Raw genomic sequence first — 25,052 nt, 5'->3', positions numbered from 1 at the left:
AGGCCCGAACCGAGAACTCACGTGGAAAAGCTGGACAGACCAGCGGCTACCCCACACCCGAAATCTGCTGGTCAGCGCACCTCCGGTCCGCTGACCAGCCCAAAACCCACGTCCACGGATCCAGGCTTAGCGCGGCAGCAGGCAGAACGTCTTACCGTCGATCTCAAAGTAGTAGGAGAATTTGCCACCTGTTGCGATGCCGCCCATGACAGGACACTCGCTACCTCTGCTACCAGGCAGAATCAGCGTAACCCTCGAACCGGCATCAGAATCCGCGCAATCCACCCGCGTGGGGTGCATGTGGAACTGGTAGCGGCCAGGTTTTTCCCTGAAGCAGTCCCCGACCTGGGTCGCACCCAGGGAAGGCTCCTTGTCGTCGGAGTTGCTTGCACAACCGGACACGACCATGAGCGCAAGCGCTAATGCCCCTTGTGAACGCTGAAACCGCGTCTGGCGATACATCGCGATCCTCGGATCCTGGTTATTGTTCTGCCACCACAGTGAACCGCTGAAGGTCCAGACCCGCAACCGTTTCGACGAAAATTGGCGGTCGCTCGGCGATCTGCCGACGCAGTGTCTCAACCTGCTGAGCGGCTCGGTCGCCCAGTACGGTCCCAGCGACTCGGCTATAACCCCATCAGCCGCACGATCGACTTCTGGAACTGCTCCGGGTTGCAGGGGTCGATGTGGAGGTCGCCGTGGCGACGCCCGTAGACGTAACGTCCGTCCCGTTCGACGTCGAACCAGCTCATGTACCGCGGCTTCCGCCGTCTGGTCTCGTGCCGGTCGAGTTGAATCTCGATGTGCCCGTGGCCAGTTCGGGGTGCGGTCAGTAGGTCGTGCATTCGGTCGACAACCAGGGGTTCGTCTCTGACCATCCAGGAGGCGGGTTGGCCGTCGCACATCCGGTCCCAGGATTCGACCATGCTGGGAAGTCGGCCCGCCGGTCGTGCTCCCGCTACTGCGGTGAACACCTTCGCGATGAGCTTCGGTCTTCCGACCTCGATCAGGATGTTTCCGCCTCGGGCGGGATCGGGGCTCGGGCGTTGGATCATCGTGACGCCGATTGTTGTGGTCACCGCGCCGTAAGCTCGGATGGGGTGTTTGCGGGTGCCGGTCATGATTACCGACATGTCCGGGTCGGCCGCGGTGCGGAGGACGGGCAGCAGGTCCGGGTCGTTCAGCACGGGGAGGCGGGCGGATAGTTCGCGTTCGACGGCTTCCCATTCAGGTTGCAGGGTGACCGGGGGAGCGATCGTTATCGGGGCGGGGATGCGGTCCCATCGGATCTGCTGCCACGCGTAGAGGATCTCGGCTTGGGTGAACTCCCATTTCATCTGCGGCGGTTGTCCTCGTCGGTGCGTGGACGGTCGTCTTTGCCGCTCCGTTCGTCGGAGGCGCGGACGGCATTACCGAACACCGGCGGTGTGCTGAGGATTGGATCACCGACGAGGTCGATCTTGTTTCGCTTGTGCGCCAACAGTTCCGGGCGTCCTTTGTGTTCCTTCTCGTCGTTCTTCTTGTCCTTGCCGGGTGCCGCCATGCCAGGCATGGCCGAGGTACCTGGTGTCGTCGCAGGCCGTGATGCTGCGGCGGTCGCTCCGGCGAGGGTGCCGATAGTTCCAGGCGTACCAGGGACACTTCGCCCGGGGGCGTTGGGACCTGGCGTGCTGGACTCGCTGCCCAGCCCTGCCCCGGGCCCGGTCCAGTTCGGCGCGGAGTCCTGGGTTGTCGTGCTGGGATTGACACCGGCAGTGCTCGTTGCGTCCGGATCGGTGTGCGTCGTAGGCGAGGTGTCGCGCTGGGCCGAATTGTTCGAGGCCGACGGATCGGTGTTGGACGGATTCTTGTGCTCTGCGTTGTTCTGTTGTCCGGCAGTGGGATCCGAGTTCTTGGTGGGTTTCGTACCCGACGATGGCTGCGGACCGGGCCCGGTCGCCGAGTGCGGTTTGGAGACGCCCGGCAACGTCGGACCAGTCGCACCATAGGGGCCGGTTGGAGGGACGTACACCGGAATTTGTTGCCCCGCAGGTTGATACGAAGGCACATAGTATTGGGTCATCGCCAGCCGAGCTGCTTGTTCGGCGTCGGAGGCTGCTGTGAGGTGTCCGATCACCGCGGCGGGATTCTCAGCGCCAGGCACAGCCGGTTTCCCGGGAGCGGTGGGGATCGAGGGAACCGCGCCCTTCACCGTCTCCGCGCCGTACGCAGCGCTTTCGATGCGAAACGCCACCGATTGCGTCAGATTGTGCACATCGGTCATCTGATCGGTGAAACGACGGGTCGCACTCGAAATCGCTTCTGCTGTAACGCCTTCCCAGCCGTCGCTGAGCGTCTTCTGCACCTTGGAAGTTAGCCCCATGGTGTTGAACATCAGGGCATCGGCGGTCTTGCGCCATGCCTCCGCCGAGGAGTGCATGGTGCCGGGCTTCATGTCGTTGACCGCGTTCAGGATGTCCTGGTGCGACATCGAGACGAACGCCTCGACCACCGAGGACGGCATGTAGTCCGGATCGTTGCCGTGGGTGGCGATCAGCTTGTCCGCAGCAGCGGCGGTGTCGTGCGTCTTCGCCACCTCGGCACGAGACTGTGCCCATTGAACGAGTTCGGCTGCGAGAGAAGGGTTATCTGGGGTTGGTGTATCAAAACCCATGTCAGTTGTCCTTGCCCACATAGGGTTCGAGCGTCGTGCCGATGTCGTTGATGTGGTCGCACGGCTGGAGCCCCTTGACCCGACCCGCTGTCTCCACGATTACACCGATCTCGAAATAGCCTGCCTTGGTTTGGATATCGAGATCGCACTCGTCGGCGCTGGTCTTCTGAGTGGTGGTGATCGCTTCGCGTCCGTTGATGGTCGTGGGCTGGGTCTTCCCGGCGTATCGCTGCTTGTCTTCTGCGAGCGTGATATTGCCGGAGATCAGCTGCAAAGTTCTTGTCTGGTCAGTGGTTTCGACCTGGCAGGTCAGGAATGTGTACTCCGCGACCATATCCTGGGCACGTTTGCGCGTCGTAGGGTCGAAGCCGATCCTCGCAAGCGCATCGTCGGGGATCCAGGTGCACGGATCGAAGACGACCTTCGGCCGACCGCTCGTCCGTGTGTATTTGTTGTCCTGCGAGGGCGGCTGGAGGCTGGGAGCCGTAAGGGTGGTCGGGGCGGCGGTCGTAGGAGCCGACGTCGCTGTGTCGGACGCCGCTGTCGAGCCCCCGCCCGAATCACAACCGGAGGAGACGAGGGCGGCTATCGCGAGAACGGTCCCGCACGCTGCTGTTTTACGCCTTGACATCGGTGATCTTCCTGGTCGCAGCGTTGAGCGCAGCCGTATTGGCCGCGTCGACTTCCTCGGTGAGACTGGCAGCTCGTAGGACCGCGGCCTTCATCCTCAAGGCCGACTCCTGCGCCTTGCCGTACGCCTCGAATGCCTGCACGGCCTTGCGCTCGAATCCGGCCTGGAGATGCTGGGCCGAGTTCAGAGAACCGAATCCGTCGAGCTTCTGCTGCAAGGCGATCTCGTCGGCCCGGTGGCGCAGTTCGTCGGCGTACCACTGGTAGTGACCGGCCATCTCGTGCGCGGCCTCCGCGGTCAGCGTGAATCGGCCTTCCGTGGCGGCCTGCCACAGTTCCGCCGCTGGTTCGGCTCCCAGTGCCATCGCTATCCCTCCGGTCCGGTTCTCGATTCAGCTTTCCAGCCAGCCGTGCTGATTGCGTTCCGCGTAGTACGAATCGTCATCTTCTTCGTACTCCTGTTGTCGCCGTTCGTGTTCGGCGTCCGCGCGGGCGGCGCTGGCGTCGACGAACGTGGATATCGACTCGAACCTCTGGTCGGCCGTCAGTTCCTGCACGGCTTCGTCGACGAGCGGCTGCGCGTCGGCGACCGCAGCGTTGTAGGCGGCCAGCAGGCTGTGTTCCTCCGGCAGAGTCACCGACACGAGCCGGTTGTCCGCATCGACAACCACTCGGATTCCGTCGACGGTGCCCACGCCTCGAACATCCTCGAGGCGCTGTTGTGCGCGTTGCACTTTCCGCCCGAGTTCTTCGAAGTCGTTGGCCTGCTGGAACATTCGCTACCCTTCGAGTCGTTTTCGTTGCTGGTGAGGCGTTGCGTCGGAGTCGTGTGTCCCGCATCCGATGTCGGACGGCCGCTGATCATCTACATCCGGACCATTCGTGCAGTTCACGAGCGCTGCGTGACTCCGGCCGGTTTGTTCGTAGGAGCACAGCCGAGTGGCACCGGCAGCACGCGAAACTTCAAGATCGGCACAGGCTACGACGCCCAAAGAACTCCCCCTTCAGGTAGATACCCTCCAGCAGAAAAATAACACACTGCTACTCGGGTCGACCGGGGTTCGTTCTTGGGACGAAACAATGCCCGAGGGATGTCGGTGCAGCGTGTTAGCCTTCCGGCTGGAAGCGGTGCGCTGCAACGATCTTCGAGGGGGAACCATGGGTAACGGCAATATGGATGCCGATCTTCCGACGCTGGATTGGTTGGCCGGCGTGCTCGCCACGCACGCCGACACCATCGAAAAGCTGAAGGCCACAGCCCAGTTCACGATGCCGAACTCCTCGATGCAGGCGTTGGCGGCTCAGATCACCGAGGGTGCCGCTCAGGCGTTCGGTCTGATCGGCGGCAACTACCGGCAGATGTCGGAGGCGGCCAAGACCAGCCGGAACTCCTACGAGGAACTCGACACGGCGTTCGCGGCCCAGTTGCACCGTTATACCGATGGGGTGCAACCGAAATGACGCAGGAGACCACCATCAGCCACGTCCGCGGTTGCCAGCCGCAGACGATGGTCACCTTCGCCACCAACCTCACCGCGCAGAACGACACCTTCTCGACCGAGGTCGATCGCGCGAACCGGGACGTGGACAGTGCGATGAACCACTGGAAGGGTGAGGCGGCCACTGCGGCATCGGCTCGCGCGCTGTCTCATTCGTTGTCCGCGAACTATCTCAGCGAAACGTTGGTCACGATCGCGGACCACCTCAACACCTACGGCAGCGAACTCGACGGCTACCGCGCCGCGCTCCTGGCCATCGTCGACAGCGACGTCCCCGCCGCGGGCATGACCGTCGACGACAGCGGCAACGTGAAGGCACCGAAAACTCCTTCTGGCGCAGGCAAAACCGGGTCACGACCGCGTTGGCGCAGCAGATCCTCGACGGGCAGGCCGCTGGCTTCCAGTCCCGGATCAAGAATCTGCTCACCCAGTTCGGTGATGCGGAAACCAAAGGTACGCAAGCGATCACGGTCGATCTGGAAAATCTCGGACTGTACGAGAAGACTCCCGAGGGCAAGGGCACCAGCACACAGGTCCAGGCGATCCTCGACGGCAAGGCGCAGTTGCCGACGGACCCCAAACAGCTGCATGCGTTCTGGGCGGGATTGACGCCGCAGGAGAAGGACGAGCTGTGGGAGCACGATCAGTACCTCGGTAACCGGGACGGCCTCCCGGCCGTCGATCGGGAGCGGTTCAACCGGTTGAAGCTCGACGACGAGCTCGCCCGCGCGAAGGCGGGGGATCCGGCGGTGGCGTCGAAGGAGAAGGACCTCACGGCCGTGCAGTCGGCGTTGAAGGACCATCCCGATCGGATGCTGATGCTGCTCGACACCCAGTCCGGGAAGATGACGCACGCCGCGGTGTCGGTGGGGAATCCCGATACGGCGCAGAATGTTTCGGTCACTGCGCCCGGGTTGAACACCAACGTGCACGACTCGCTCGGCGGCATGGTCGGCGAGGCGCAGAACCTGCGCGATACAGCCACGACCGAACTGCGCAACCTGCCGAATGGTGACCCACGCAAATTCCAGAACGTCGCGACGATCGCCTGGATCGGCGGGGATCTGCCGCAGACCGGGAAACTCGATCAGTTCGACACGTATCTCAAACCCGAGACCTACCCTGGCCTGGTCAACGTCGCCACCGACGATATGGCCAAGAACGGTGCCCAGAAGCTCTCGTCGTTCTACGACGGGCTCGGTGCCAGTCACGACGGCGGCATGCACCTGACCGCACTCGGGCATTCCTACGGCTCGCTGATGACCGGCCTTGCCCTGCAAGAGCCCGGCAGCCACGCGGTCAACGACATGGTCGTCTACGGATCACCCGGCTTGGACTTGCCGACGTCCGGGATCGGCAACGGCAACTCGCTACTGGATACGGTGACCAATTCTCTCGGCGGTGGCGCGGACACCTCGAAACTCCATCTGTCGCCGGGCCACATGTACGAGATGACCGCGCACAACGACGCGGTCGCGAACCTCAACGCATTCGGTTCCAGCCCCGAGAACATCCCCGGCTTCACCCACCTGGAAACCGGCCCGACAACCACCGACGACGGCGTCCAACGCGACGGCGCAACCGGCCACAGCCAATACCCCCGCCTCGGCGACAACGGCCAACTCCGCACCCCCGGCTGGAACCTCGCCATGGTCGTGGCCGGTCTACCCGACCACGCCATCCAGGCAAGCCCGCACCACCAGGACACGATGAGCAGAGTCATGAACAACATCGAAGGGCTCTTCGAATGAGACAGCTCGCCAGCCGCTCATTCTGCGCCGCTGTCGCAGCCACCGCGCTCTTCTCGACGACAGGATGTGGAATGTCCGACAACCCCTACGGGAAAACCGGTTCGGCCGACACACAGAAGGCCGCCGCCCGCCTGGCCGAGCTGCCGACGCTGGAAGACACCGAAACCCAACTCCGCGCCGCGGTCGTGGAGTTGGGGTCCTACGTCAGCTCGTTGGTGCCGGGCCTGACCTGGCAGTGGGTCGACGAACGTTCCCTGGAATCCTGCGACCGCCCGTACGACCAGACCAAGGGCAGCAAGGTGCGGTTGCAGAACTACGTCTCGAACCTGGGGATCCCCGACACCGTCTGGCCTCGAGTCCTCGACCGCGCCCGCCAACTCGCGGCCCCGCTCGGCGCGACAGGCTCTGAGGTCTTCGAAGACAAGCCCGGCAACCACACGGTCCGCCTCTACAGCCAGGAAGGCACGGTGATCTTCCGCGGCACCCAAGGGGCGGTCATCAGCAGCAACACTGGCTGCCGACTGCCTGCCGCGGTCAAGAATTCGTCCCAGGCAACAACGTCCACGACTCGAGTACCTCAGTAGAAATCCGCGGATCGAGCGTCGCCAAGACCCGGCTTGCTTGCAGAACCGGGGGTCATGCGCGGATTACAACCTTCCTCTGACCTTGCTTAAGCTGGGCAGACCCCGCGGCTCCTCCTGCTCCGGGTTCTCTGCCAGCAGCAGCATCGCTGCTATGCGGCTCGCACCCTCGCCTCTGAAGCGCCCGAATTCATCATCGCCGCGCGTGGGATGGACACGGCTGCCATCGCCACCCTCATCTCCAGCAAGGTCAACCAATGGCCCCTGCTGATCGTGTACAGCCTGTACGACAATCAGTCGCCCAACTCCCCAACGAAGCCGTTTCCCACAGCGAACACCGTTGGCCGCCAGATCCATAGTGCGGCACAGGCTTTGGGGAATCGGCGCTTGCCGCAGCACATCCCTCACGAGGTGCGCTGATCGAATCCCTGATTTCGGCGGCCATCCTCAACGCAATCACGGTCGCCGCCTCGCGGTCACGGCCCACGCTGATTCGGCGATTGCGTCGGGGCTGCAAGATGGCGTCGATTCCAGCCCGGCAGCAGGCCCACAGCCAAGCGTTACGAATAGATACGTAACTGGTGTTACATTTCTGTTCGTGACAGGGAGCGAAGAGGCTGTTGTGCGGTGGCTGGTGCTGGTGGTGCGGGTGCCTGCGGAGCCGTCGCGGCATCGGGTCGCGGTGTGGCGGGAGCTGCGCCGGGTCGGCGCGCTACAGATCGGGCAGGGTGTCTGGGTCGTGCCGGACGTGCCGGTGTTCGCCGACGGCGTCACCCGGGTGATCGCGCTGGCGCGCCGCGGTGAAGGCGAGGTGCTGGTGCTCGACGCCGCTGGGCGCGAGGAGCCCGACGCGGCCCGGCTGGAAGGGCTGTTCACCGCGGAGCGCAGCGAGGAATGGGCGGAGTTCCTGGCCGACTGCGCCGGATTCGATGCCGAGATCGACAAGGAGATCGCCAAGGGCAAATTCACCATGGCCGAGCTCGAAGAGGAAGAGCAGAGCCTGGAACGACTACGCCGCTGGCACCGCGACATCAAAGCCCGTGACGTGTTCGGCGCTCCCGCCGCCCCCGAGGCCATCGGGCAGCTCGAGCACTGCGCCGATCGGCTCGCCGACTACACCGAGCGAGTCTTCCAGGCCCTGCACCAGATGTGACCAACACAGAAACCGAAAGATCACCCATGAATCTGGACACGCGAATCTTCTACGACATCAACGACTTCGCACGTACCACTCCCTGGCTACACCCGATCGTGTCCGGCTACGCCGCCTACGGGGTCGTACTGTTCGCGGCGCTGCTGCTGGCGGGATGGTGGTCCGCCCGCCGTGACGGCGACACCGCGCGGATGGCAGCGGCGATGTGGGCACCGCTGGGCATGCTGGTCGCGCTGGTGATCAACCAGCCGATCGCCGCCGCTGTCGACGAGACCCGTCCGTGCACTGCCCTGCACGACATCGTGGTGCTGCACTGCAACACCGATCCCGGGTTCCCCAGCGACCACGCGGTCATGGTCGGTGCGGTGACCGCCGGACTGTGGCTGGTGCACCGCCGCCTGGCCGCACTCGCCGCGGTGGCTGCGGTCGTGATGGCGTTCGCGCGCGTGTATATCGCTGCGCACTACCCGCAGGACGTGCTGGCCGGGCTCGCGCTCGGGGCGGTGGTGAGCCTTGCCGGATACGTGTTGGCGCGCCCGCTGCTGCGATGGCTGCTGGCCCTCGCCGCCGGTACTCCGCTGCGCATCCTGGTCACCGCCTCGCCCGCGAAACCGGTTGCCGCCCGGTAGATGTAGCGATGAGCACCACGCCCGACACGCGAACCAGCCCGCCCAGGATGCGGCTGCTACCCCTGTACGCGGCCGGGTTCGTCACCGCGTTCGGCGCACACAGCATCGCCGCTGGTCTGGCTGGCTATACCGAGTCCGAACACGCGAGTCTGCTGGTATTGGGTGTGCTGCTGACGGTCTACGACGGCGCGGAGGTGCTGCTCAAGCCCGTGTTCGGGGCACTGGCCGATCGCATCGGCGCACGCCGGGTCCTGCTCGGCGGGCTGGTAGCGTTCGCGCTCGCGTCCGCGGTGTTCGTGCTGGTGGACAACCCCGGCATGGTGGGGGTCGTGAGGTTCGGTCAGGGCGCGGCCGCGGCCGCGTTCTCCCCGGCAGCCTCGGCGATGGTGGCCCGGCTGGCCCCGTCCACCGGGCACGGTCGCGCCTTCGGCAGCTACGGCGCTTGGAAAGGACTGGGCTATGCCCTCGGCCCGGCGCTCGGGGGCATCCTGGTCACCGTCGGGGGCGACAGGCTGTTGTTCACCGTCCTCGCGGTGCTCGCCGCGGCTGTGGCGGTGTGGGCCGCGATCGCGGTGCCCGCGGTCGCGGTGCTGCCGAAAACCCGTCAAACCCTGCTGGATCTGGCCCGTCGACTCACGAACAGCTCGTTCCTGGTCCCGACGACTGCCCTTGCCGGAGCCACCTCCGCCCTCGCGGTCGGGGTCGGGTTCCTGCCGCGATCGGCGTGCGCCACGGCCTGGGACCGCTGGCCACCGGTGCAGTCGTATCGCTGCTGGCCGCCACGGCCGCCCTGGTTCAGCCCCGAGCCGGGCACGCCCGCGACACCGGGCGACTGCGCGATCGCACCGGCATGACAGCCGGATTGCTGCTGGCAGCGACCGGAACCGCCATAGCCTCCATTGCGCCGGGGCCCGTGGGCATCGCGGCAGCTGCCGTGCTGATCGGTGCCGGGACCGGACTGGTCACACCCCTGGGCTTCGCACACCTGGCCGCCACCAGCCCGACCGAACGACTCGGGCAAACCATGGGAGCCGCCGAAATCGGGCGCGAGCTCGGTGACGCTGGCGGACCTCTGCTCGTCGGCACCATTGCCGCTCTCACGGCCACCGTGAACATCGGACTGCTCGCCCTCACCACCATCTTGGCCACCCTCGCGATCCTCATCACCGCAGCCACGACCCCACCACGCGACCACCAAAACACCTGAACCACACCCCAGATCCGAGCCCGCAGACAGCGGGCCGCATCGGCCGTTGAGACACCACCCCTACGCTCCCGCGGCAGGATTCCGCACCCGCTAACGCATCAGCCCACAATCGACGAACAGACGCGGCACCCCACCGAGGCCGGAGAATAGCGCAGTACGCGAATAACTACCCTCCACCGGTTCGCAAGCGTCGTTCCTGTCAGTACGGAAAGCTATGAATGCTTTCCCGGGCGGCCGCCCGAACGGCAGACCAGCGCACGTCGACTGCCGGAATCGGCTGCGCACCTCAAGTGGCATCGACCATCGGTTTTCCGGATCGCCGTACATCCGTAGGCAGAGCCGACCCGACATCCGCAATGTGACGCATCAGCTCGACGGAATATTGCCGTGCGGGGCTGCGGGCTGGGGTTCGGATGCTTCGGCCGGCTTCTTGATCAATCGGTTCAGTTCGGTCACGGTCATGCCGACGAGATCGGCTATGACGGCGGGCTTTTCGCCGCGGGCGCGCCAGTTCCGTAGGTGTGTGGCTTGGCGGTCTCGGATTGTCCGGACGGAACGCTGGTAGGTCCGCTCGGTGTCGGTGAGTTGCTGTTGGAGGACCAGGTAGGCGGTGAGGTCGGTTTCGTTGGCCTGTTCGCGTTCGATGCGTTCCTGGCGTTGGCGGGCGAGGCGTTCATGGGCGTGGGTGCGGGCGAGGGCGGTCTGCTTTTTGGAGGTCATGTGAGACTCCTTCCGTTGTGGGTGCAGTGGGGTGGGTCCTTTCGGTCGAGGTTTTTCCGCGCTTGCGCAGGTGGGTGGGGAGTGTCGAGATTTCAGAATATGCCTGAATATTAGTCGTTGTCATCCGGCTGATTGAACATCGCCCATTCTGAAACGATTGTCACTCTGAATCAATTCGAGTATCAGTCATAGTCCAGCCGTGCAGCCCATCGACCTGGGACCTCTTGCATTCTGGATAACAATAAAGTGACGCCGCGATCGAGCGGTGCAGACGGCCATTTGACCAGGTAGAGCCCCTTGCTCGGGCATCCGAAAGCCTGATGCGCCATCTCGTCTAAGAATTCCATGATAGTAGTCAAATAGCAGCCTTAGAAATAGCTTAGATCAGCCCGTTGGGGCGATTCGCTCTCCGTAACGTTGATGTCGTGACGGCAACTATCCACAAGCTGTCTGCCGGAGACGGATTCCTCTATTACATCCGACAGACCGCCGCTCACGACGCGAGTAATCGTGGGCGCAACACCCTGGCCGATTATTATTCGGCCAAGGGCGAATCGCCGGGCGTGTGGATGGGCTCGGGACTGTCGGCGTTCGAATCGATCGATGCCGGAGACACGGTCACCGAGGCACAGATGCGCGCGATCTTCGGCCTGGGGCGGCACCCCGACGCGGAGGCGATCGAGGACAGGGTGTTCGCCGAGCAACTGGCCGCAGGCGCGAAGCCGAAGGATGCGCGGCGGGCTGCGTTGGCGGCGTCGCAGCTGGGTCAGCCGTTCCGGATCTATTCGAAGGTCAGCGAGTTCCGGCGTCGGTGCGCACAGGAGTACACGCTCCACAACGTCGACCGCGGCTACCGGTGGAATGCCGCGATCGACGACGACGTCCGGGCCCAGATCCGTACGCGGGTAGCGCGCGAGCTGTTCGTCGCGGAGCTGGATCGCGAACCGTTGAACGACGCGGAGTTGTCGGGTTGGGTGGCCCGAAACTCGCACGATCCGACCACAGCAATCTCCGGTTTCGATCTGTGCCTGGCCGGAGTGAAGTCCGAGTCGGTGTTCCGCGCGTTGGCTCCACAGCCGTTGGCGGAGTTGGCGGCGAAGGCGGATCGGTTGGCGGTGGCGGACACGATCGCGTTCCTGGAATCCCATGCGGCATATACCCGTTTGGGTGCGAATGGCGTGGCACAGGTCGATACCGACGGGTTGATCATCACCGCGTTCGAGCACCGGGATTCGCGGGCGGGTGACCCTCATTTCCACACGCATCTGGTGATCTCCGGCAAGGTCCGTAGCCGCGCGGGTGGGCTGTGGCGGGCGTTGGACGCGCGGATGCTGTACCGGTTCACCGTGGCCGCGAGCGAGGTCTACAACACCAGCCGCGAGCTGCACTGGCAGGAGCTGCTGGGCGTCGAGTACGCCGACCGGGACGACGGTGCTCCGGACCGCCGACCTGTCCGGGAAATCGTTGGCGCGGACCATGATTTGCTCCGGCTGTGGTCCCGTCGCGACGCCGAGATCGACGTCAGGTTGGGGGAGTTGGCGCGAGAGTTCCAGCACCGATGGGGCCGCGAACCGACGACGGTGGAAATGCTGCGCCTGTCCCAGATCGCCAGCCGCGAAACCCGCCCGCCGAAACACGAGCCGCGGGCCCTCGCCGAGCAACGTGCCACCTGGTGGAGCGAGGCAGCCGACCACCTCGGCGGCGATTCCGCACTGGCCGACATGGTGTGGGCAATGTGCAACCCGACGGTCGCGTCACGGCCCGAGCCGACGTCGGAATGGATTGCGGCGGTTGCGGATCGGGTGATTGCGGCGGTGTCGCTGAAACGGTCGGTGTGGCAGAGCAATCACATCCATGCCGAGGTCCAGCGTCAGCTTCACGGACAGGTGACAACGGAGCAGTGGAAGACCGTCGCGGACGCTGTTCTGGCGCAGGCAATGGCCGCACCTCGGTCGATTTCCCGGACACGACCGGACCTGTTCGACGAGCCCGAACCCACCCAGCGCGTCGACGGATCGAGCGTATTCACCGTCGCGGAATCACAGCAATACACCTCGGCGGCAGTGCTGATCGCCGAACAGCAACTGGTCGCCGCCGCGCGCCGAACCGGCGGCCCGACGGTATCGAACGAGACAGTCGACGTGGCGCTACTGGAGTACTCGGCGAACAACAACGGCCGCGAACTCACCGCTGGCCAGGCCGCCCTGGTACGCGAGTTCGCCACCTCGGGAAGAGCCCTCCAGGTCGCCATCGCACCGGCCGGCACCGGCAAGACCGTCGCCATGCAGGTCCTGGTCCGCGCATGGCTCAGCGAGGGCGGCACGATGCTCGGCTTGGCACCCACGGCCCGAGCCGCGGCAATCCTGCACGACGACATCGCCGCCGACGTCCCCGTCGACACGATCGACCGACTCGTCTACCTCCTGACCAACCTCACCCCGGAAAACGCAGCGCACTACCCGGTCCCGCGCTGGGTCCACTCGATCGGTCCGGGCACGCTCGTGGTCATCGACGAGGCCGCGAAAGCCTCGACCCGACAACTGGATCTGGTCGTCGAATTCGTCACCCGCCGTGGCGGAGTCGTGCGGATGATCGGCGATGACCGTCAGCTCAGCTCGATCACCGCAGGAGGCGCGTTACGCGACATCGTGGAGACCGCCGGAGCCTCCACCCTGACGCAGGTGATGCGGTTCGTCGGCGACCCAGCAGAAGCAGCCGCCACTCTCGCGGTACGCGCCGGAGACCCTGCCGCGATCGCGTTCTACACCGACCGCGGACGCGTGCACATCGGCGCACTGGACACCGTCATCGACGCCGCGTACACCGCCTGGGCGAACGACCGCGCAGCCGGATCGGACTCCGTCATGCTCGCAATGACCCGCGAAATCGTCGCCGTCCTCAATCACCGCGCCCGTACCGAACGCCTCGCCACAATCACCGAAATCGGCCCCGAGGTCCAACTCTCCGACGGCCTGAAAGCCAGTGCCGGAGAACTGATCTGCACCCGCCGCAACATGTCGAAACTGCGAATCTCGAGCACCGACTACGTCCGCAACGGCTACCGCTGGATCGTCGAAACCGTGCACCCCGACGGCAGCCTGACCGCCACCCACACCGACTCCGGATGCCGCGTCCGCATCCCTGCGGACTACCTGTCCACGGACGTCACCCTCGGTTACGCGTCGACCCTCGACTCCGCCCAGGGCATCACCGTCGACACCTCGCACAACGTCTTCACCGGCGCGGAAAACCGCGCCCAGCTCTACGTCGCGATCTCCCGCGGCCGACGCCGCAACGACATCTACGTCCAAACCGCCATCGACCTCGACCACGCCCAATTCAGCGACCGCGCCGCCCACCCGCCGACCGTGGTCGACCTCCTCACCGACATCCTGTCGCGCGAGGATGGACGCAGGTCGGCAACCACCACCCACCGCGAAACCTTCGCCCCGACAACCAGACTCAACAACGCCGCCGACGCCTACAGCCACGCCGTTACCACCGCCGCCGAATACCTCGCCGGACCAGAGGTTCTGGAGCGAATCGATACCGGTGCCGAGGACCTGATGCCCGGCCTTACCGAGGCTGGGGCGTGGCCTGTTCTGCGAGGGCACCTGGCCGTCATCGCAATCTCACCCGGACCCGACGGACAACCTCGAGACCCGGTCGCCGAGCTCGCCGCCACGATCGCCGAACGCGACTTCGACGACGTCATCGATCCCGCTGCCGTACTGGATTGGAGACTGGACAGCAGCGGTCACCACTCCTGCGGCGAGGGTCCGCTGCCCTGGCTCCTCGGCACCCCGGAGGTCCTCGATCAAGATCCGATCTTCGGCAAATACCTCGCCGCACGCCGCCGCCTCATCACCACCCTGGCCACCAACGTCTCCTCCACCGCGATCAGCTGGACCGCCGCCACCGCGCCCGAATGGGCACGTCCACTACTGGCCGCCACCTGCGGCGACCCGCGCCTGATCGCCGACCTCGCGGTATGGCGCGCAGTACGCCGCATCGACGACACCGACCGCCAACCCACCGGCCCCGAACTACCGAAATTCGGTGCCGCCCGCGCATATCAGGACGCACTCCTCGCCCGACTCGAAGCACAACTCGGCGCTATCGACGACGCGCTCGGCAAATGGATCGAAGCCGTCGAACAGGTCGACCCCCGCGTCGTCTCGGACGCGTACTGGCCCGTGCTCGCAGAACGACTCGACCTCGCCCAACACGCAGGCTTCGACGTCCCCGACCTACTCCGCACCGCCGCCGAACGCGGCCCACTACCCGACGAACAACCAGCCGCAGCGTTGTGGTGGCGACTCGCCGAACACCTCGATCCCGGCGTCCTGGACGATGCCGCCAGCCACGATCGATTGCGGCCCAACTGGATCACCGATATCGAAGACATCCTTGCCCCGAGCATCGCCGCGTTCCTCGTCTCCGATCCGGGATGGCCCCAACTCGTCGCCGCCGTCGACACAGCCGACCCGACCCGCTGGACACCCCGCGAACTCCTCCTCGCCGCCTACCACCTGATCACCGAAAACGCCGAGCCGGACCAGCTACCGCGCCCCGATCAGTGGGCCATCGCCTTGGCCTGGCGAATCACCGCGCTCAACCGCCACCACCGCGTCCAAGACCGAGTTCCCCCTCCCGACAGCCCAGAACACATCCCGGAAGAAGACGAAGAAGCAGCCGCCCGCGCGGACCGAACCCTCCACCCGGACCCCGGCGATGACCCCGCCGCTGCCGCAGCCCTGTTCGACCCACCCGACCACCGAACCGCGGTCCTGGCCGACGAGAACAGCGACGAATACTGGGCCTCGCTCACGTCTGTTGCGGACACAGGATCGGAACGAGATCTGTTCCGAGACAGCGAAGCCGACGACTTCGAAACCTACTCACCACCGGTAGATCCACTGTCGATACCAGAACACCGCGACCTCCCGATGCCCGAACGCATAGCGCTCCTGCGCACCGAATACCTGGAGTACGCACAGACCTACCACAACCTCCTACACGCCTGCACCACCAACTCCGGCCGCCACCTACGCGCGATCGAGAGCCACCTGTCCGATCTCCGAGCCCGCCGCGAAGCCCAGTACCACTACCTCCTCGCCGCCCGAACCGCCCACACCGACTGGATAGAAGCCGACCGCGACGCAGCCCACTGGCAATCGAAGGTCACCGAACTCACCCGCCACATCCACCAACAATCCGGAAACACCCCTGACCTCGACGACCTCGACCACTTCCTCACCGGCATCACCGACCCCACCGCCCACGCCCACTTCGCAACCCAAATCGCCGCTCTCCGAACCAATCCCGTATCCCCGGCTGACCAACTCGAACTACACCTCGCCCAAATCTGCGCCGACTCCGCCACCACCGCCGCAAACCAAGCCCAAGCCCACGCCGAAGCAACCCATCAAGCCCTACTCGCCGCCGCTGGCCCACAAGGCGTGGTAACCAGCGACGACGTCGAAACCACCCGCATGACCGCCATCGACCTGGACTTTGCCGAACTCAACGCAGCCCGCTTCCGTTTCCACTGGAAGGAAGCCCAACTTCTACGCAGCGGCATCGAAAAAGCTGACCTACCAAGCCTTTCCGATGATGCTCTGGTCGGACCAGAGCGCAGTCAGGTCGACTCAAGCACTGGTCGGTCACCTCAATCACCCAGCGCCCCAACCGAATCAGCCCAAAACGATTCGCACCTCTCAACCCTCACGGACGTCGAGCTCCAGGACCACATCCAAGAACTCCACACGCACCTGTCACTGGCCAACGCCACCGACGCAGTCCTATTCCGATGGACCCGCCCCGAAACTCTCGACAGCACGCTCTCGATACAACACCTCGCCGCCGACAAGGCGCGCCACCAGCAACAACTCGCCGATGCGCATGCTGAACAACAACGGCGGCAAAGACTTTCGACCGATCAGACAACAGCAGACCATAGACGCGGTGGACAACTGGCCGACGAACGCCCTTCGCCGCAGAACCAGATGGCGCAAGACCTCGGTTGGGAACACCCCGAACCTGCTGAAGCCCACGGATTGGAGTAGCCGCCGGATCAGAGCTCACGGCACTGCTGATTATTCGGACTGGAGCTGGGGGTCTTCGGTCAACGGATCGTCGTCAGTCGAAGCTTGAGCTCGAGGTGGCCATCGATCCGGCTTTACATTCGGCGGCTTGAGTTCGGATTCGGTCCAGTCGAATCGAACATTGCGCCACTCGGTCGGTGCGCGGAAGGTGACGACCCCGCCGGAGAAGTTCGCATGTCGGAACGTCGTCTGCTCACTTGCGAACCGCACTCCTCGGAACGAGGTGTCCTTGGCGGCGAAGGTGGCCCCGCTGAACATGGTTCGACGGCTCTCGAAGGTCGCGTCATCGAACCGGACGTGGTCGCCTTTGAACATTGCCCGGCCAAACGAACTGCTATGTCCACGGAAACAAGCGTCGACGAACCAGGTGCTCTCGTTGTCGAAGACCGCATCCCGAAAGTCGGCATCCTCGAAGTACGCCGCAGTGAAGTCGAAATTGCATGTCGACCAGGAATTTTCGGCTTCAGCGAGCAAGTGTTCCCGGATCACCCGGCTTATGGTCTTGCGCACTTGCCTGTCGTTCTGGCGATACTCCAGATGCACTTCGTCGCCACCTGCCGCACCGTCCGGATCCGAGTTCTTGACGATGCGTTTGGTCGGGTGGTTGCTGCCGATGTCCGGTGAATACGGCAACCGCAGGTATCCACACAGCACGTCGATGCACTGCTGACGACGTGCGCCGCCCGATTCGTCCGCCACACCTGCCATCGCGTACACACCCGCAATCCGCACAGCGGCATCGACGTTCCCCAATTGCGCCGCCGCAGCTCCGAAGCGCTCCACGAATCGGCCCTGTTCGAGATCGCGTTGGCGACGATACGCAACGACCAGTGCCACGACGCCGCCCACGCCAGCGACAACGCTGAGGGAAATCTTCGTCACGTCGATGGGGTCCGCCTGTTTCGTACTGGTTGGGATCACCAGGTGCAACAGCGACATCACGATAGCGACACCGAGCAGTCCAGCCAGCACAGCGAGACACACCGACCAGAGCAGCGACATGCGTCGCACCCACCTGTGCACCCGAGCCAAGCCCGCCCTCGAGCCGCCGGACTGCCGAAAGAGAACCACGCCAACATTATTCAGCTGTAGGCCCGGATCGTCAGCATCAAGCTCGGTCAATCACTCGAACATTAGAAACTATGGTTCAGGATAGTCAGGTAGGAATGACCGGGATGCAGCTGACGCCTGCGGGACGCGACGATATCCATATCAGCGTGTCGGGCCATAGCAGCGGTATCGAGTGCGTACCGATCGGCAGCTTGTGTCGATCCCGGCGGTACCGAAGTCGTTGCAGCCCTCGCTGACGTGAAACACATCGGCGCGGGGGCTGATATATGGGTCGCTGTTCGCGGACGTGGGCAGCGACCCGAATATCCGACCAGACTCGTGAGGCGCAAGAGTATGTCCGATCCTGATCCAGATGTTTCGCCCAAGATTGTTGTGCCACAGTCTGTCTCGAGCTCCGAGCAGCAGACTGCCGGCACCTCGGAAGTGTCACCGAACCGAGAAATGCCCTTTGTTGGGGACCCTTCCGGCGTGCCGGGCACCCGAATGAGGCAACTGCTCGAATTCGTGGAGCGCGCGGATAGGCAGGTGGGGCGTACATCGACGAAATCTGCCCTCAGTCTGTTGGCCTCCGGCGGGTTGGTACTGGTGCTACTGCCCGCCGTCACCGTCTTCATCGCGGGGACGTTTCGCTTCCCGCAGGAGGACTACATGATCACCTCGCTGATCGGTGCGGTTCTGCTGGTGGGCAGTGTGGTTGGTTTCGTTGTGGACTCGCGGGGTCGGTCTCGGGACCTGACGAAACTTACACAGGCCGCAGTCGACCATGACGCCCATTTGCAGGAGTCATGGGCGAAGGCTGAGGCGGCGAAGGCGACCGCCGAGGCGACCAGGCGGGCGGTTCCGTGATGGGGTGGAGGAAGTGGTTGGTGTTCGTTTCTGCGGGTATCGTCTTGGTCGGCGTCGATGCCGCGCTGTGGATATCTGCGGCGAAGGCGTCGGGGGACGCGCAGAAGGCGTGGATCACGGCTGGTGCCACGGTCACCGGTGCAGTGGTTGCCGTAGCCGGAACCGTGCTCGGCGCCAATCTCGCTGCCACGCTCGCGCTGGGGTCCGCGCAGAAGGCGGATCGCCGCGCGACGTATGCACAGCTGATGGGGGCGGTTGCCGCCTACATCGACGGTCACCAGCAGCACCAGGCGTTGCAGGCCGATGCCGAGGCCAAGAAACTGGCTTGCGAGAAGTTGCAGAAGAACGACCCCGGCTATGCGGTTGCGGTAGCTGCGGCCCGGGAGTTCGCGGACGCGAGTGCGCGTGCGGGTAGCCAGATGCCGCGCCTTTCGGCCGACGTTCGGATCGCCGCGGCGGCTACGCGCCTGTTGGGGCCGTCCGCCGCTGCCGAGGCTGCCGAACAACTTCAGAAAAGAGTTCTTACGGGAAGGTGGGATGAGGCGGCAGTGACCGAGCAGGTTACGGCAACGTACAAGACGTTGAGCGACTTGGTGCAGTAGTTACGTTGAGTGGAAACTGTTGCACGGCAACTAATTTAGGTTTTTGTGGCTATAGCTCAGGTCGGTCGCCAAACCAACCGGAGCGAAACGGCATCCCAGAGCCGGATCTCCCCGAAGGAATCGAAATCCGCTGGCGCACTTCGGCCTATGTATCGAGCGTGGCACTGCGAACCTATCTGGGCGGTTTACTGCCGCCACGTATGCCGCTGTGGTCGTTCGGGGCTACCTGATGTCCGTTACGAACGGGCGTAGCGGTTTTCGGAACGTGACGAGTGCGGCTGTGGTCGAGCGGTTCAATACGATGAGCTTTGCGAGCAGGTCGAAGGGCTGGTAGTTCCCGGACTTGGTCATGAACCGAACCTGGCCGACGGCGCGGCCGGTGTCGAGTTCGCGCTGCATGCGTTCGACCACGCTGTTGTCCTCCGGGTGGATCGGCGGTTGACCGAGGCGTCGGAGATCCTCGTATTCCCAGACGAGTTCGGGTGATGGTTCGCCGTACCAGCGCAGCAGGCGGAGGCTGTGGACGTCGACGATGGCCCGGTACTCCCCGGGGTCGGCGCTGGTCGCTGCGACCAGTTCGGCCAGCATGATGGGGGATTCGGGGTCGTCGTGGTTGTTTGCTTCGCCGAGGTCGTGGGAGATGCCTCGCAGGATGCGGTCGTCGGCTCCGGAACGGCCTGGTACGTGGTCGAGGAGGATTCTGACCGCGAAGTTGACGTCGTGGAGTGTGCCGTCGGGGCGTTTCTGCGGCCAGGTGGTCTGGTGGATGGTTCCGGGGTCTGCGTTGATGATCTTGACGAGGGTTTCGGAGGCGTCGCTGCCGGTTTCGAGGATGTTGAATGCTTCGGCGATCGACCATTCGCGTCGGTCTTGTTCTTCTGGGGATCCTTCTGGCGCAAGCCCTTTGCTTCTGGTGACTCGTCCTCTGGTGAGGTTCCAGACGAACGCCCAGGCGCGGTCGTGGGCGAGCGGCTGTTCGTCTTCCTCGATGATGCGCAGCCACAGTCCGTGGACCTGACCCCAGTCGTTGCAGATGGCTTCGGTCACCGCGAACCTGTTGCCGGGCAAGGTGATCCGCTCGGGCTCCGCGGTCGTGCATACTCGTGAAATCAACGCCAGCAGTTCGCTTTTGGCCTTGCTACGCTTGAAGAAAGTTTCGACCGGCACCATGTTCTTGACTGCGGAGCCTTGGGCAATCACCGAGGGGACGCTGTGATCAAGCGTCTCGATCAGTAACCATCCGCCTGCCATAATTCGAACATTAGCAGCACGACCAATCGAACATCGGAGAACACCCGCATGCTTCCCGAACAGTCGGACTGTATCGAACTGCCACACAGCTTTTTTCACGATCCCTATGCGTTTTATAGAGAATTGGCAACGAGAGGGAAAGTGCATCCGATCGCGCTCGATACCGGAATGCGGGCATGGCTGGTCACCGAGTACAACTTGGCGAAGGAACTGCTGCGTAATCCCACGATCTGTAAGGACGCTCGGACTACCGCCGGGGTCACGGCGCGTTCCGGGGCCGGGAGGTCGGGTGCGACGACCGTGAGCCGGGGGATCACCGCCCATATGCTGAACTCGGATCCGCCGCGGCACACGCGATTACGGCACGCGGTCACCTATGCGTTCACCCCGCAGCGGATCGAGAACCTTCGCCCGCGCATCGAGCGGATCGCGGACGATCTGCTGGACGATCTCGAAGCGCGCCGCGGGCGTGTGACCGACCTGATCGAGGGCTATGCGGCACCGTTGCCGATCACGGTCATCTGCGAGTTGCTCGGAGTGCCGGTAGCCGATCGCCGCATGTTCCGGCAGTGGACGAACACCGTGATCGACGTCGTTGTCGGCGACCCCGACGAGGTCAAACAAGCCAGCCTGGATCTCGAGCGGTATCTCGCGGAACTGGTCGATCAACGCAGGCAGGAGCCTCGCGATGATCTGATCTCCGCCATGATCACAGACGTCGACGAGGCTGATCCGCTGTCCGACCAGGAGCTGGTCTCGATGTCTTTCCTCATGCTCGTCGCCGGGCACGAGACCACCGTCAACCTGATTGCCAACACAGTGCTGGCAGTGCTGAACGGTGACGCCGACCAGCACACCGCGTTGACCGCCACGCACGATTTGATCGAGGAGACCTTGCGGCACAACGGTCCGGTGAACATCGCGACGCTGCGGTACGCGACCGAACCGCTGACGATCCAGCAGCACACGATCGCCCCCGGCGAGTTGGTACTCATCGCCCTGTCCGCAGCCGACCGCGACGACCACCGGTTTCCAGACGCGCGCGTATTCGACATCAATCGTGATACTCAGGGCCACTTGGCATTTGGCGGCGGTATTCACCACTGCCTCGGCGCGAACCTCGCCCGCATGGAAGCGGTGATCGCGGTCCGAAAGCTGTTCACCCGATTCCCGGATATCTCACTACCGGAGCCCGTTGACCGCTGGAAGCCGAGCATTCTCATTCGGGGCCTGTGTGAGCTGCCCGTGCAAATATGATGTGCAAATGAATTTTCAGGTGAAATCTCACTGATTTCATACCGTAGATCAGGAATGGCGGCAATTACCACGGCGCGGTGCTTGTAGTGCGTCCGATTGCGGGCTGTCGTAACGTTTTCCGTCATTCCCCGGCGATATCCGTTGCCAGAGTGTCACCGGCAGGGTTATAAATTGAGTCAGTAGCGCGCCCGCATCCTGCGGGGTCCTGCCGCCGTCGTTGTCGATGCGGCTTGTAGCGCCCACCGCTCGGCAATCTTCGTCGAGCCTGAGTGCTACGAGGCGGCAGACATCATGCACAAGAACCACGTAAGTTCCTCGCGGTGCACCTCGCACCTGACGCGATACATCGACACTCCACCCGGCACACCGCTCTGGAACTGGGTGATCGTGGAAACCCTGTCCGGCCCGGACCAGGCGACCACAGTGCTCGATGGCTCGAACACGCGCTCGTTCACCAGGCTCAGGAACTCGACGGTCGGCAAGTACGGTGCCGCCGCGCGGTACCTGCCGTCGGTGATCACCCGATGCGTCAACACCGGCGGTACCTGGGACAAATGCTTCACGATGCCCGACGGCCGGATCGTCCGCCTGGTCGGCGTGCCTATCCTCGACCGGTCCGGGCACACCTCGGCCGTCGCCGTGTGGACCGGTGCGCGTACGGATATCGTTCCGGCGCTTCCGGCTGTCGGCACGGTCGAGTGGAATGCCATGGGCATCATGACCACCACTCCGGCCGCTCAACGGTTGCTGCGGCTGCCGCACGACGACGTCCCGAGCGCCCACACCGTCCCCGAAGTGTTCGCGAGCCTCGATCACTGGAACGACCGCGCCGGATTCTTCGAACTCTTCGACCTCGAGAAGCCCAGCGATCGCTGGACCGGTACCGCCACAAGGACATCCGACGACGGCGTCGAACATCTACTGTTCTTCGCCGCACGGGCCAGCGGCACCAAAGCCAACCGCGCCGCGCGCGCGCAGTCGTCTGCGATATCACCGGCACCCAGACTCCCACCAACCCCGACCTGTGCTCAACTGTCCTGCGGCACATACCGATTGCTCCCGGTCATGCCCTCGGTGTGGTCGACCTGCGGAGCGGATTCATGCACGAATGGCTCACCGAGAAGGACAGCCCGCTCGCTGGATGGCGACACCACAGCCCCATGCTTCCGGAGGACGAGAGGATGAAGGTAATCACCGCGGCGATGCAACTGGCAGGAGGGCTACGCAGCACCGCCGAGTTGATCGTGCGCGTGCGATTCGACCTCGACTGGATCCGAGTGCGGGTCCGGGCCGAGTTGATCTCCGGCCAAACCCGCCCGCAAGCACTCGTCGACATCACCCCGCTGTCGCCGGTACCTGCTCTGGCAGTTCGGGAATGCGGAATCTGCCGGGGCATCACTCAGGCTGGGCCGTCCGAATGACGAGGCGCGGCGGTGACGGTCGGTCTCTCGCTCCGGATACCGCCGTGCTGGTTCGTGGATGGCTCGGGTCTCGGCACCCGCACAGGCCACTGGCTCTGCGCAGTCTCGCGGATCAGTACGCGAGACTCGTTCGAGGACAGGGCAACTCGATCGAGATCACGAATAACATCTTCGTAATGGTCGATGTCCGAGGCCGGTTCGATCCAATGATCCTGAAGAACGCTGTCCGCGTACACCATTGGTGGTTCTGGCCGCTGTCGCGGATGCAATGCGCCCAGTTCCATCCGGGTGAAACTGCCAGTGTGCAACCCGAGGTGGCTGTTCGCGCGCGCCGGGACGATGCGTATCGAAATCGTCGGCCGCTCACTGATCTCGACCAGAAATGTCAGCTGCGCGTTCATCGCGGCGGGACCACCGACGTTGTGATGCATGACGGTCTCCAACATGTACGCCTGGAGATGAAAGTTACTGTCGTTGACCCGATCCTGACGCCGCGCCACCATCTCCACCCGCCGCTCGATATCCGCGGCCGAACTGTGCGGATGCAGTGTCCGCTCCACGACACGACGGTATTCCGCGGCATGCAGCAGCTGCGGGATCAACACGCTGCTGAACATCACCACTGACGTGGCCCGCTGCTCGAACTCCATCCGGTCGAGCCCTTCGGGAAACAGGTCCCAGTAGGCACTCCACCACTGGCCACCGGTGCGTTGCTTGTCCCGCATATCTCGCCCCAGCGCCAGCAACTCCTCGCGCTCGCCTTCGGTGGCGTTGTAGTGGTTGAGCAGTGCGGTCAGGTGCAGTTCTGAAATCCTTGTGGCCTGGCCCTTTTCGAGTCTTCCGATGGACTGCGGGGAGATGAACACCGCTCTGGCAGCGGCTGATTGGCTCACACCGACTCCCTCACGAAGGATACGCAGACGGCGCCCCAACGCTCGCCGAGAAATTGCAGTCATTCACTCAATCCTTCTGTCGTCCTTGGCATTTCAGCTCGCAGGCAGGCGCGCGTCAGACAGCCCCGAGGCGTGCTTGGAGACCACCAGTGACTCCCTGCTGTGACCAGAGCTCCGAATATTGCCGGACTGTCCCCACCACAACCCGAACCGATGCGAGCCCACACTCACGCATCGAGCAAAGCCCGCCGATGTGCGGCATCACCAGGTCAACACCCAGGGCACATTCGGGCACTTACAGACATCTCGGTTGCGAGGTTCCGTTCCCTCCGAGACCTCGGTCGATGCACAACCTCCGCCTACGAACCCGCAGCAGAGGAATCCGGCTGGCCCTCCAATGCGTTTCAGAACGACTGCTACGACCACTTCGGAACATCCCCGCGCGAGGTGCGGGGCCGACGTGACAGTCGCGGCGGTAGTGCGCGCACCGCGAGGAACATCTCCGTGCGCGGGGCCGACCTGGTATACCGCACCCCCACCTCCTACACGAAGGAACATCCCCGCGCGTGCGGGGCCGACTGGGCTCTGCACGAAAAGGATTGCCAGCAGCAGGGAACATCCCCGCGCGTGCGGGGCCGACTTGGAGACTTGGGGTGTCCGTGGCCATGAGAAAGTCTCCACTGGTGGCCGGTTGTAGGTCCCCGCTGGTGGCCAGGTAGAAGTTCCCGTTTCCCCTTGCTTGTCGTGTCGATGCCCGGAGCTCGTGGCCTGGGCGGTGACG

At 64.1% G+C, this 25,052-nt stretch carries 22 protein-coding genes and 1 pseudogene; 13 read left to right on the top strand and 10 right to left on the bottom strand.

Going from position 1 to position 25,052, the window contains the following annotated elements:
* Nucleotides 1-126: 126 nt before the first annotated feature.
* The 6 genes from NRB20_RS37030 to NRB20_RS37005 form a co-directional block, all read right to left on the bottom strand.
* Entirely contained in the window at nt 127-528 is a 402-nt protein-coding gene (locus NRB20_RS37030) for a hypothetical protein (RefSeq protein WP_153416103.1), read from the bottom strand.
* 98 nt (nt 529-626) lie between these two features.
* A complete protein-coding gene (locus tag NRB20_RS37025; protein WP_153416102.1) occupies nt 627-1,337 on the bottom strand; it encodes an ESX secretion-associated protein EspG in 711 nt (236 codons plus the stop codon).
* Nucleotides 1,334-2,674 carry a WXG100 family type VII secretion target gene (locus NRB20_RS37020; RefSeq protein WP_153416101.1) on the bottom strand — a complete coding sequence of 447 codons (1,341 nt, stop codon included), beginning with the start codon at nt 2,672-2,674 and terminating at the stop codon, nt 1,334-1,336. Before NRB20_RS37020 ends, NRB20_RS37025 begins: the two co-directional genes overlap by 4 nt.
* The gene (locus NRB20_RS37015; protein WP_153416100.1) at nt 2,655-3,284 is read right to left on the bottom strand and encodes a DUF3558 domain-containing protein; all 630 of its coding nucleotides are present in this window, start codon (nt 3,282-3,284) and stop codon (nt 2,655-2,657) included. Before NRB20_RS37015 ends, NRB20_RS37020 begins: the two co-directional genes overlap by 20 nt.
* Nucleotides 3,271-3,648 carry a hypothetical protein gene (locus tag NRB20_RS37010; protein WP_153416099.1) on the bottom strand — a complete coding sequence of 126 codons (378 nt, stop codon included), beginning with the start codon at nt 3,646-3,648 and terminating at the stop codon, nt 3,271-3,273. Before NRB20_RS37010 ends, NRB20_RS37015 begins: the two co-directional genes overlap by 14 nt.
* A 27-nt stretch (nt 3,649-3,675) precedes the next feature.
* Entirely contained in the window at nt 3,676-4,059 is a 384-nt protein-coding gene (locus NRB20_RS37005; protein WP_153416098.1) for a YbaB/EbfC family nucleoid-associated protein, read from the bottom strand.
* Nucleotides 4,060-4,441: 382 nt separating this feature from the next.
* On the opposite strand from NRB20_RS37005, the gene NRB20_RS37000 reads away from it, so the two are divergent.
* The 7 genes and pseudogenes from NRB20_RS37000 (at nt 4,442) to NRB20_RS36975 (ending at nt 10,103) form a co-directional block, all read left to right on the top strand.
* The gene (locus NRB20_RS37000) at nt 4,442-4,744 is read left to right on the top strand and encodes a hypothetical protein (RefSeq protein WP_153416097.1); all 303 of its coding nucleotides are present in this window, start codon (nt 4,442-4,444) and stop codon (nt 4,742-4,744) included.
* 400 nt (nt 4,745-5,144) lie between these two features.
* The gene (locus tag NRB20_RS36995; protein ID WP_153416096.1) at nt 5,145-6,533 is read left to right on the top strand and encodes an alpha/beta hydrolase; all 1,389 of its coding nucleotides are present in this window, start codon (nt 5,145-5,147) and stop codon (nt 6,531-6,533) included.
* Between the two features lie 71 nt (nt 6,534-6,604).
* Nucleotides 6,605-7,117 (top strand): LppA family lipoprotein, encoded by a 513-nt coding sequence (locus tag NRB20_RS36990; protein WP_194290144.1) that lies wholly within the window; start codon nt 6,605-6,607, stop codon nt 7,115-7,117.
* Nucleotides 7,118-7,324: 207 nt separating this feature from the next.
* Nucleotides 7,325-7,534, top strand: coding sequence for a hypothetical protein (locus tag NRB20_RS37800; RefSeq protein WP_194290145.1), 210 nt, complete (start codon nt 7,325-7,327; stop codon nt 7,532-7,534).
* Nucleotides 7,535-7,712: 178 nt separating this feature from the next.
* Entirely contained in the window at nt 7,713-8,267 is a 555-nt protein-coding gene (locus NRB20_RS36985; RefSeq protein WP_319945874.1) for a Chromate resistance protein ChrB, read from the top strand.
* Nucleotides 8,268-8,293: 26 nt separating this feature from the next.
* Nucleotides 8,294-8,896, top strand: coding sequence for a phosphatase PAP2 family protein (locus NRB20_RS36980; protein WP_153416094.1), 603 nt, complete (start codon nt 8,294-8,296; stop codon nt 8,894-8,896).
* A gap of 8 nt (nt 8,897-8,904) precedes the next feature.
* A pseudogene (locus NRB20_RS36975) lies at nt 8,905-10,103 on the top strand (MFS transporter).
* Nucleotides 10,104-10,469: 366 nt separating this feature from the next.
* Here the strand turns inward: NRB20_RS36975 and NRB20_RS36970 are convergent.
* Entirely contained in the window at nt 10,470-10,823 is a 354-nt protein-coding gene (locus tag NRB20_RS36970) for a hypothetical protein (protein ID WP_153416093.1), read from the bottom strand.
* A 425-nt stretch (nt 10,824-11,248) separates the two neighbouring features.
* Here NRB20_RS36970 and mobF point away from each other — a divergent pair, with 425 nt between their 5' ends.
* The gene (gene mobF / locus NRB20_RS36965; protein ID WP_194290143.1) at nt 11,249-16,891 is read left to right on the top strand and encodes a MobF family relaxase; all 5,643 of its coding nucleotides are present in this window, start codon (nt 11,249-11,251) and stop codon (nt 16,889-16,891) included.
* Between the two features lie 30 nt (nt 16,892-16,921).
* On the opposite strand, the gene NRB20_RS36960 is transcribed toward mobF, so the two are convergent.
* Nucleotides 16,922-17,932, bottom strand: a complete 1,011-nt coding sequence (locus NRB20_RS36960) for a pentapeptide repeat-containing protein (protein ID WP_153416091.1) — start codon at nt 17,930-17,932, stop codon at nt 16,922-16,924.
* A gap of 402 nt (nt 17,933-18,334) precedes the next feature.
* Here NRB20_RS36960 and NRB20_RS36955 point away from each other — a divergent pair, with 402 nt between their 5' ends.
* Together NRB20_RS36955 and NRB20_RS36950 are read left to right on the top strand one after the other, a co-directional pair.
* Complete coding sequence (locus tag NRB20_RS36955; RefSeq protein WP_153416090.1) at nt 18,335-18,847, top strand: hypothetical protein; 513 nt, start codon at nt 18,335-18,337, stop codon at nt 18,845-18,847.
* Between the two features lie 20 nt (nt 18,848-18,867).
* Complete coding sequence (locus tag NRB20_RS36950) at nt 18,868-19,449, top strand: hypothetical protein (RefSeq protein WP_153416089.1); 582 nt, start codon at nt 18,868-18,870, stop codon at nt 19,447-19,449.
* Between the two features lie 222 nt (nt 19,450-19,671).
* Here the strand turns inward: NRB20_RS36950 and NRB20_RS36945 are convergent, their stop codons facing one another.
* Nucleotides 19,672-20,700 carry a GAF domain-containing protein gene (locus NRB20_RS36945; RefSeq protein WP_153416088.1) on the bottom strand — a complete coding sequence of 343 codons (1,029 nt, stop codon included), beginning with the start codon at nt 20,698-20,700 and terminating at the stop codon, nt 19,672-19,674.
* A 141-nt stretch (nt 20,701-20,841) separates the two neighbouring features.
* On the opposite strand from NRB20_RS36945, the gene NRB20_RS39475 reads away from it, so the two are divergent.
* The 3 genes from NRB20_RS39475 (at nt 20,842) to NRB20_RS36930 (ending at nt 23,378) form a co-directional block, all read left to right on the top strand.
* Entirely contained in the window at nt 20,842-21,957 is a 1,116-nt protein-coding gene (locus NRB20_RS39475) for a cytochrome P450 family protein (protein WP_319945873.1), read from the top strand.
* 291 nt (nt 21,958-22,248) lie between these two features.
* Entirely contained in the window at nt 22,249-23,142 is an 894-nt protein-coding gene (locus tag NRB20_RS36935; RefSeq protein ID WP_153416086.1) for a GAF domain-containing protein, read from the top strand.
* Nucleotides 23,139-23,378 (top strand): hypothetical protein, encoded by a 240-nt coding sequence (locus tag NRB20_RS36930; RefSeq protein WP_153416085.1) that lies wholly within the window; start codon nt 23,139-23,141, stop codon nt 23,376-23,378. The genes NRB20_RS36935 and NRB20_RS36930 overlap by 4 nt, the downstream gene beginning before the upstream one ends.
* Here NRB20_RS36930 and NRB20_RS36925 read toward each other — a convergent pair.
* On the bottom strand, nt 23,357-24,334 hold the full coding sequence (locus NRB20_RS36925; protein ID WP_153416084.1) for a helix-turn-helix domain-containing protein: 978 nt from the start codon (nt 24,332-24,334) through the stop codon (nt 23,357-23,359). The two genes, NRB20_RS36930 and NRB20_RS36925, sit on opposite strands and share 22 nt — an antisense overlap.
* Between the last annotated feature and the right edge of the window lie 718 nt (nt 24,335-25,052).

This window comes from Nocardia macrotermitis (genome assembly GCF_009604405.1).
Taxonomy (GTDB): Bacteria; Actinomycetota; Actinomycetes; order Mycobacteriales; family Mycobacteriaceae; genus Nocardia; species Nocardia macrotermitis.
Note: the sequence above shows the minus strand (reverse complement) of the source record. Positions and strands in the feature narration are given on the sequence as shown.